This window comes from Bradyrhizobium sp. HKCCYLS3077, assembly GCF_051167555.1.
Classification (GTDB): Bacteria; Pseudomonadota; Alphaproteobacteria; order Rhizobiales; family Xanthobacteraceae; genus Bradyrhizobium.
On the sequence record NZ_JBNPTH010000001.1, the window covers coordinates 1,253,069 to 1,261,181 of the forward strand.

7 protein-coding genes and 2 pseudogenes are annotated in these 8,113 nt (G+C 62.1%); 6 read left to right on the top strand and 3 right to left on the bottom strand.

Annotated features, from left to right (window positions below):
- Positions 1-19: 19 nt before the first annotated feature.
- Positions 20-439, bottom strand: a pseudogene (locus tag ACQR0Z_RS05570) (MobA/MobL family protein); the annotation flags it as partial.
- A 170-nt stretch (positions 440-609) separates the two neighbouring features.
- Here ACQR0Z_RS05570 and ACQR0Z_RS05575 point away from each other — a divergent pair.
- Together ACQR0Z_RS05575 and ACQR0Z_RS05580 are read left to right on the top strand one after the other, a co-directional pair.
- The gene (locus tag ACQR0Z_RS05575) at positions 610-936 is read left to right on the top strand and encodes a conjugal transfer protein TraD (protein WP_434917920.1); all 327 of its coding nucleotides are present in this window, start codon (positions 610-612) and stop codon (positions 934-936) included.
- Between the two features lie 51 nt (positions 937-987).
- Positions 988-1,110: a conjugal transfer protein TraD gene (locus ACQR0Z_RS05580; RefSeq protein ID WP_434917921.1), complete on the top strand. Its 123-nt coding sequence runs from the start codon at positions 988-990 to the stop codon at positions 1,108-1,110.
- A gap of 421 nt (positions 1,111-1,531) precedes the next feature.
- On the opposite strand, the pseudogene ACQR0Z_RS05585 reads toward ACQR0Z_RS05580, so the two are convergent.
- A pseudogene (locus ACQR0Z_RS05585) lies at positions 1,532-2,414 on the bottom strand (IS630 family transposase); the annotation flags it as partial.
- On the opposite strand from ACQR0Z_RS05585, the gene ACQR0Z_RS05590 reads away from it, so the two are divergent.
- From ACQR0Z_RS05590 to ACQR0Z_RS05605, 4 genes are all read left to right on the top strand, one after another.
- Positions 2,407-2,643 carry a hypothetical protein gene (locus ACQR0Z_RS05590; RefSeq protein ID WP_434917922.1) on the top strand — a complete coding sequence of 79 codons (237 nt, stop codon included), beginning with the start codon at positions 2,407-2,409 and terminating at the stop codon, positions 2,641-2,643. The pseudogene ACQR0Z_RS05585 and the gene ACQR0Z_RS05590 sit on opposite strands and share 8 nt — an antisense overlap.
- A 221-nt stretch (positions 2,644-2,864) precedes the next feature.
- A complete protein-coding gene (locus ACQR0Z_RS05595) occupies positions 2,865-3,347 on the top strand; it encodes a toxin-activating lysine-acyltransferase (RefSeq protein ID WP_434917923.1) in 483 nt (160 codons plus the stop codon).
- Between the two features lie 232 nt (positions 3,348-3,579).
- A complete protein-coding gene (locus tag ACQR0Z_RS05600) occupies positions 3,580-5,730 on the top strand; it encodes a type I secretion system permease/ATPase (RefSeq protein WP_434917924.1) in 2,151 nt (716 codons plus the stop codon).
- A gap of 4 nt (positions 5,731-5,734) precedes the next feature.
- Entirely contained in the window at positions 5,735-7,225 is a 1,491-nt protein-coding gene (locus tag ACQR0Z_RS05605) for an HlyD family type I secretion periplasmic adaptor subunit (protein WP_434917925.1), read from the top strand.
- A 176-nt stretch (positions 7,226-7,401) separates the two neighbouring features.
- Here ACQR0Z_RS05605 and ACQR0Z_RS05610 read toward each other — a convergent pair whose 3' ends face one another.
- Entirely contained in the window at positions 7,402-8,040 is a 639-nt protein-coding gene (locus tag ACQR0Z_RS05610) for a hypothetical protein (RefSeq protein ID WP_434917926.1), read from the bottom strand.
- Between the last annotated feature and the right edge of the window lie 73 nt (positions 8,041-8,113).

Below are 8,113 nucleotides of genomic sequence, written 5' to 3' on the forward strand. Positions count from 1 at the left end.
TATGGTCATCACCCGGTGTCACATGGGCATGGGTTTTCTGCAGTCCGTCCTCACCCCTGTCCCAATGCACATTGAGATCGGCAACCATGCCCAGACCAACGAACTCGTCGCGAACGAAGTCCCGCGCTAGCTCGATGCCCTGCGCCTAAGTCAGTTCTCGCGGAAGGGCGAACTCGATCTCCCGGGCAAGCTGGGCGTCCTTGCGGACTTCGAACGCTTCTATATCGTTCGAGAGCCGCTCGCCGTCGCTCCGGTCTTGCGGCGCGTTCTCCGGCAGCATCACCTCGGAATGAACGACGCCGCGCTTCCCGGAAAAATCTTGCTCACGACCAAGCCGCTCGTCCCGCAGCCGCGAGCCGGAGCGGTAGGCCGCCGCAGCCACCGCACTGCTCCCGGCTTTCCGGCCAATGATCTTGACGTGAAGATGATAGATCGCCATCGCGATCAGATCACTGGCACAGCGAAGTGTACGTCGGAACGACGTATAAGCGCGCCCTCCCTCGAAAAAATCTCGGGAGGGATCGCACCGTCCCAGGCCGTCCTGATGACCTTACAGCATTCTGTCGTGTACTCGCCTATCATTTCTCTATCGAACTCTTGGAGACGACGATGCGCCAACTACGCGACTTTGACGCGGACCTTAAGTCACTCGAAGACAAAGCGCGCGGGCTGAAAACTCGTAAGGTGCGTCAGCTCGACGATCTGGTCATCGCCACCGGAGCTGACGCGCTCACTGCGGAAGAGCTGGCCGACGCACTGATCGTGCTGGCCGAGACGAAAGAGGCCGGAAAGAGGGAGGCATGGGTCAAGCGCGGGGCCGCGTTCTTTCAAAGCCGGTCGCTGCGAAATGCGCCAGCAACTGACCGCAACACGGACAGCGCTCCTGCGCAGTCGAGCGGCCCGCAACCGGCACCAGGCCGCAAAGGCACGACATGACATGCGCGAGTGGCAGGTCAAGCGCCGAAAACTACACGGCATCTCATCGAGATGGGCGGCCTGGTTGTCAAGGCCGGCGTGGTAGGCCTGACCGGCGATGATCGCGCCATCATCTTTGGCGCGCTCCTCTGGGGGGCGACAAACTCCAAAGCGATCAAGGCGAAAGGTGCGTAAGCTTTGGGCCGCAAAGGGAAAGCAAGCGTTCGAGGCGGACCCGGCAACACCCGCGGGACGGATCGAACTATTTCAGCAGTTCGCCGATTATGTGTGACAAGAACACGTCGATGATTGACTGGGTACGAAATGTCCCTCCAGAATGAAATCGGCTTTGGAAGTGAGCTAATGGAGCTCGTGCTGCGTCAAAAAAGACCGCTGGCTGCGCGGGCAGGATATAGTCAATTCATGCCGTCAGCTGGTGTAGAGACAGTATGCATACGACGACCATCTGATCGACGCCGGCAGGCTGGCGCGAAGCTTTAGGCGGCCTGCTCAATGGCTTGGCGTTCGCCTTGGCGCAGGAGGTTGCATTGCCAGAGAGTAAATCGTGTAGACGCAATACAGCAAGATCCGCGACAAGGGCGAGTACCTCGACACAAAAGGTCAGACGGCGCAGCAGCCGACGCGTCTGGTCGGCCGGGAATGTCTGGTAGAGCGCGCCAGCCGTATGGGTGATAGATTGTCGATCACAACGCGAATGCGATCGGCCTTGAGACAATGCACGTCGACGAATTCGCACATGCGCTGGGCGAAGTAGGTGGCGGCGCGGTGCTCGGTGACCTTCACCTTGCGCCATGACGGTTCACGTCGATGAGCACGAACAGAATGGACGTGCCATTGCGTCGATACTCGTAATCATAGCACTCGATCCGTCCAAGCTTTGCCGAGATCGGTGGCCGGATCTCGCCGATGAGCTGGACCGGACTCTCATCGAAGCAGATCACAGGCTGATGCGGATCAGTTGGCTCGGCGTACAGATCGAGCACATCCTCCATGCGCGCGACATACTCCGCGTCGACCTTGGGCACGTACCACAAGCGCTTGCGCTACGGCTTGAGATCGTTCTCGGCCAGGCGCCGCGGCACCGTCTCGCGCGACAGGCTCTCGTGGGGCGTCAACCTGACCATCTCGTCGGCCAGAAGCTCCAGCGTCCAACGCGCCCGGCCCGCAGGCGGGCTCGAGCAGGCGGTGGCCACCAGCAGGGCTTCCTGCTTGTCGGTGAGCTTGCGTTCTGCACCTGCCCGTGGCTCCTCACTCAGGGCGGCAGTCAGCTTGCCTTCGACGAAACGCCGGCGGGGCCGATACACCGTCGAATGACCGACGCGACGCTAGTGGCGATGTCGTCGTCGCTCATCCCGGCATCGGCTGCCAGCAGATCTGCGCCCACTTGAGCTTGCGTACGGCTTGGCTGCCGCCGGCCAACAAGAGCTCCAGTTCCGACCGCTCGGCGCTGCTCCGACAACATGATAGCGTATGTTCATCGTGGCCTCCGCCCCGGAGGCCGAGTTGAATCGACCGATGAATCAAATGTCTGGCAAGGCCGCGGCCGGCTTCACTCCCAAGCAAGGCCAGTATCTGTCGTTCATCGACGCCTACACCCGCGTCAATCGGCGGCCACCCGCCGAACGCGACATTCAGCACTATTTCGGCGTCACGCCGCCGACCATGCACCAGATGATCCTCACACTTGAGCGCGCCGGATTCACCTGAAGAACCCCGAGCGCCTCACACAGCATCCAAGTCTTAGTCGCGCCCGAAGACCTGCCGATCCTGCAGGACCCTGATCAACGGGTCAAAACCTCTGTGTCGAGATACTAGCCCGAAGATTCCGGTCAAATGTGACCTCGACGCATTTTCAAGAATTCGCTCAACTTTCTCGTCGGTTCGGTTTAGGACCTAGTCGTTTCATTGTCGGGAGGAAGGAACGACACATGACCGAAAATCAAGCCGACGTCAGGGCGGGGCCAGCCGCACACGGGGCTTCTGCACCAGAGCAGCCGCGCAATCCGCCGCCGGATGCGGTGCTCGGCCAAGTTGTATGGCTCATGATGAATATGCCGCGGTACAGGCACATCTTTCTCGCAGATCTCGAATGGATGGTCCTGCCGCCAATCCTTCTCAACCAATATCGGCTGTTTCGCGCCGGGAACCACATCGTCGCTTTCGCGGCCTGGGCGTATCTGTCCGAAGAGGCGGAGGCGCGATTGCAGGAGCCGCATCCTCGGCTTGCACCGACCGACTGGAAGAGCGGCGACCGGCTGTGGCTGATCGATCTGCATGCTCCGTTCGGACAGCAGGAGCTTGCCTTGAAAGAACTGGGTGAGACGGCGCTGAAGGGGAAGACATACAAGATGCATCGCTGGACGCCCCATGGTCGGCAGACTGTGGAAGTCGCGCCGCAAGCGGGGTCCTGATTTCAATTCTTGAGAGTGATCGAGAGGAGTGCAAGCGACAATGCTGCGACGCTTTCTCTCGTTCACTACGTACTCCAGCCAACGCATAATAATAAGTTTTTGTTTCTGAAGGTGGCTGCGATTGACAATCGAGCCGCAGAGCGGCTACGTAGGGTTGTGCTGACAAGCGAGGTATTAGTAATTGCCGAAAGTCGGCTACTCGCGTTTTGGTAGAAATATTTTGTGGGGGCGCATGGCGGACGTTGGGGGCAACGCCAGCCAGCAAGGTGGCAGTCCCGATGTTGCGGATACGGGGCTCGGCTGTCTGGGGCTAGTCTTGGCGATTGCTGGCGAGGCGTTCGATGTCGAGCGCGCACGCCGCGAATATTTGCGGCCCGGCTGCGTTGCGGAAAGCCATGATCTGCTGCGCATTGCGAAGGGAGAGGGCCTGAAGGCGCGACTCAGTCGGTCCTCGATCGGACGGATTCAGGCGTTATCGTTGCCGGTGATTGCCAAGCGCGTCGATGGCCGATTCTTCGTCATTGGTCGTCGTACAGAGGCGGGCGTGCTGGTGGGGCTGGCGGGTGGTCCGCCGCTGTCCTGGACCTTGGAAGAGCTCGCGCAGCAGTGGACTGGTGAAATCCTACTGGTCGTGAGGCGTGATCGCCTCGCCGGCGATGTCGTCGGCTTCGGGCTGAAATGGTTTCTGCCCGTGGTTCGGCGCTTCGCGCGAATCCTGGCGGAGGTGCTGGTCATCTCGGTGTTCATCCAGCTCGTGGCGCTGGTGTCGCCGTTGTTCTTCCAGGTCGTGATCGACAAGGTTCTGGTGCATCGGGCGTTGACGACGCTCGAAGTGCTGGTGATCGGGCTCCTGCTCATCAATCTCGCTGACGTTGCGCTGAACTGGCTGCGGACCTATGCCTTCGCGCATACGACCAGCCGGATGGATGCGATGCTGGGCTCGCTGCTTTTCCGCCATCTGGTCGCGCTTCCGATCGGCTATTTCGAGTGTCGCGCCACCGGGCAGACCGTCGCGCGCGTGCGCGAGCTGGAGAACGTCCGCCAGTTCATCACCTCGTCGGCGCTGACGCTGGTGCTCGACGTCGTGTTCGGCCTGCTCTTTCTCGTGGTGATGTTCTGGTACAGCCCGAAGCTCACGCTCGTCGTGGTGCTGTCGATTCCCTGCTACGCCGCCATCTCGATCGGGATCACGCCAGCGCTGAAGGCGCGGGTGCAGGAGAAGTTCCAGCGCGGCGCCGTCAACCAGTCGCTCCTGGTCGAGAGTCTCGCCGGTATCCAGACATTAAAGGCGATGGCGGTCGAGCCGCAGGTGCGCCAGCGTTGGGAGGAGCAGCTCGCCGGCTACATCGGCGCATCGTTGCGCGTGGTGACGCTCGGCGCCACCGGCTCGCAGCTGGTCTCGCTGGTCAACAAGGCGACCTCGGCGGCGCTGCTGTGGTTCGGCGCCCAGGCGGTCATTTCCGGGACGATGACGATCGGTGAGTTCGTCGCCTTCAACATGCTGGCGGGACAGATCTCCGGCCCGGTGCTGCGGCTGGCCCAGCTGTGGCAGGATTTCCAGCAGTTCCGGCTGTCGATCGAGCGGCTCGGCGACATCATCAACACGCCGACAGAGCGCGCGGTGGCCAGCGCGCGGCAGAATCTGCCGCCGGTGCAGGGCCACATCCGCTTCGAGAACATCGTCTTCCGCTATCGTCCGGGCACGCCGGAGATCCTGCGTGACCTCTCGCTCGACATCCGCGCCGGCGAGGTGGTCGGGCTGGTCGGCCGGTCCGGCTCCGGCAAGTCGACGCTGACCAAGCTGCTGCAGCGGCTGTACGTGCCCGAGCGCGGCCGCGTGATGGTGGACGGGATCGATGTCGCGCTGCTCGATCCGGCGTGGCTGCGCCGGCAGATCGGGGTCGTGCTGCAGGAGAACGTGCTGTTCAACCGCTCGGTGCGCGACAACATCGCGCTGATCGACCCGTCGATGCCGCTGGATCAGGTGATGCGGGCAGCGCAACTGTCCGGCGCGCACGAATTCATCCTCGAGCTGCCGCACGGCTACGACACCGTGCTCGAGGAGCGCGGCGCCAATCTTTCGGGCGGCCAGCGCCAGCGCATCGCGATCGCGCGCGCGCTCGTCAGCAATCCGCGCATCCTGATCTTCGACGAGGCGACGTCGGCGCTGGACTATGAGAGCGAGCGCATCATCCAGAGCAACATGCGGGCGATCTGTCAGGGCCGCACCGTGCTCGTCGTCGCGCACCGGCTGTCGACCGTGCGCAACGCCGACCGCATCATCGTCATGGAGCGTGGCCGGCTGGCCGAGGCCGGCACGCACGACGCCCTGATGACCCACGACGGTCTCTACGCCAACCTCGTGCGACAGGCGGTGGGATAGAGCCATGGTCGAGCCGACACCGCTGCGCAGTTCCGACAATGGAAGAGCATCCGCCGAGCCGCCTGCCGCGGCCAAGCCGGCTGCCAAGGTCATGGCGTTTCCGGGCAAGCCGATCCGGCTGAACGCCGAGGAGCGCGAGTTTCTCCCCGCCGCGCTCGAAGTGATCGAGACGCCACTGTCGCCGACCTTGCGGCTCACCGCCGCTACGTTGTGCGTGATCATCGTCGGCTCCGTCTCCTGGGCGTCGCTGTCGCACATCGATATGGTCGCCGTGGCCGAAGGAAAGGTCGTGCCGCTCGGTCAGGTCAAGGTGGTTCAGCCGCTGGAGACGGCGATGATCCGCGCCATCCATGTCGACGAGGGTGATCACGTGAAGGCCGGGCAGCTGCTCGTCGACCTCGATCCGACCGAGGCGCGGGCCGATCTCGATTCGCTGCGCTCGGTCCGCGCGCAGGCGGCGCTCGATGCCGAAGTGGCGCGGGTGCTGCTGAGCCGCAATCCCGAGGAGGAGTTCCGGCCGCCGGCCGACGCCGATCCGGTGCTGGTGGCGCAGTCTCGCGACCAGGCGCATCGCGAGATCGAGAAGCATCTGGCGACCATGGCCGCCTATCAGGCCGATATCGCGCAGAAGAGCGCGGCGCTCGAGGCCAACGACGCGCAGATCGAGCGCGCGCGGCTGACGATCCCGTTGCTGCAGGAAAAGAACGACGTGGCGAAGGGATTGTTCGAGAAGGGCTACGGTCCGCGTCCCCCGGTGCTCGAGAGCGAGCAGCAGCTGGTCGAGAAGCGCGCCGAACTGCGGTCCGCGCAGGTCAATGTCGACCAGATCCAGGCCGAGATCCGCGCGCTGAAGGCGCGGCTTGCCGAGTCCGCCGCCGGCTATCTCGCTGACGCCACGGACCGCCGCACCAAGGCGCTGACCAAGATCGCGCAGCTCGACCAGGATCTCACCAAGGCGCGGCAGAAGGAGAGCTATCGCCGGCTCGCCGCCCCCGTCGACGGCAGCGTCCAGGGACTCAAGATCCACACGCCGGGCGCGGTCGTCACCACCGCCGACACGCTGATGACCATCGTGCCGGACGGTACCGGCATCGAGGTCGACTGCCTGATCCAGAACAAGGACATCGGCTTCGTCAGCGAAGGCCAGGACGCCGAAGTGAAGCTGGAGGCGTTCCCGTTCACCCGCTTCGGCCTCGTGCACGGCCGCGTCCGTAAGCTCGGCCGCGACGCCGCGACCTCGCCGAACGCGCCGCCCGGCAGCGCCGCTGCGCTAGTGACGCAAGGTGCGCCGATGAGTCCGGGCGTGCCTCCCGAATTGTCCTATCCAGCTAAGGTGACCCTGCTGCAGGACTGGATCGCCGTGAACGGCCGCCACGAGCCGATCCGTCCCGGCATGCGTGTGTCGGCGGAGATCAAGACGGGAGAGCGGCGCGTAATCGAATATCTGCTGTCGCCCGTGATCCAGGCGGTGACGGAAGCGGGGAGGGAGCGGTGATATCAAAACCATTCATCCAAACTAAAAATAGGCGGTCAGTCCACCTCTTCAAGGCGATCGACGACTCGGCAAAGCAAGATGCTGATCTTCTTGCGAGTAAATTAATCGATGCACTTAGCTCTTCGAGGGAGCGTTGGAAAAAGTCTCTCCTGGGAGCCGAAGAGTGGCTGATCTCCTTAGTCCTTAGCTCGCGCGACTATGTTTCCGTAAAAGCTGTCTTCGCTCCATGTTTCTCGATTTTCTTTAGCGGAGTGGATGTTCTTGCACTCAGTGTACGACCACTTCATCGGGTTGAACGGGCGTCTCCGTTTTGGAAAGTCTATGAAGTGCGATGCGCCCGACATCGGTTCGGGGGCAACGTGAGGTCGCCACTGCAGCTTTGGATTTCGGTAGATAATACATTCACCCATGTAGATGCCGATATCGAACACAACATTCAGACCAAGCAGTGAGCCTGTCCAAGGAGCTTCGAACCAATTGTAAGCTCGCCAGAGGGCGTCACTCTCTTGGTGCTGAAGTCCGTCGACCAAAAGGTCTGCATAGGTAGGAAGCCAAGTCGACACTTCTCGAATGTTCTGGTCCGTGAAACCTTGCGCAACATCAAACTTCTCAAGGAAGCGACGCAATGCCTGCAGCCGAGGATGCCGCTGATCAATAAAATAGCGGACGTATTCCTCGTTCGCACTCTCGGCCGACTGCGCATATGAGTTCCAGATCGGTGGCGTGTAGGGCGGATAGCCACGAAGGGCGTCAAGTACACGGAGCTTCTCAGAGCTAAGAGCCGATGTTCTTCGGCGACTCAACCAAGAAAACATTCAATGCCTCCAGATCTGCTGCAGCTAACGTCGCATCCGCCACGGGGTAGGCGCAACCATTCGGAGATATCTT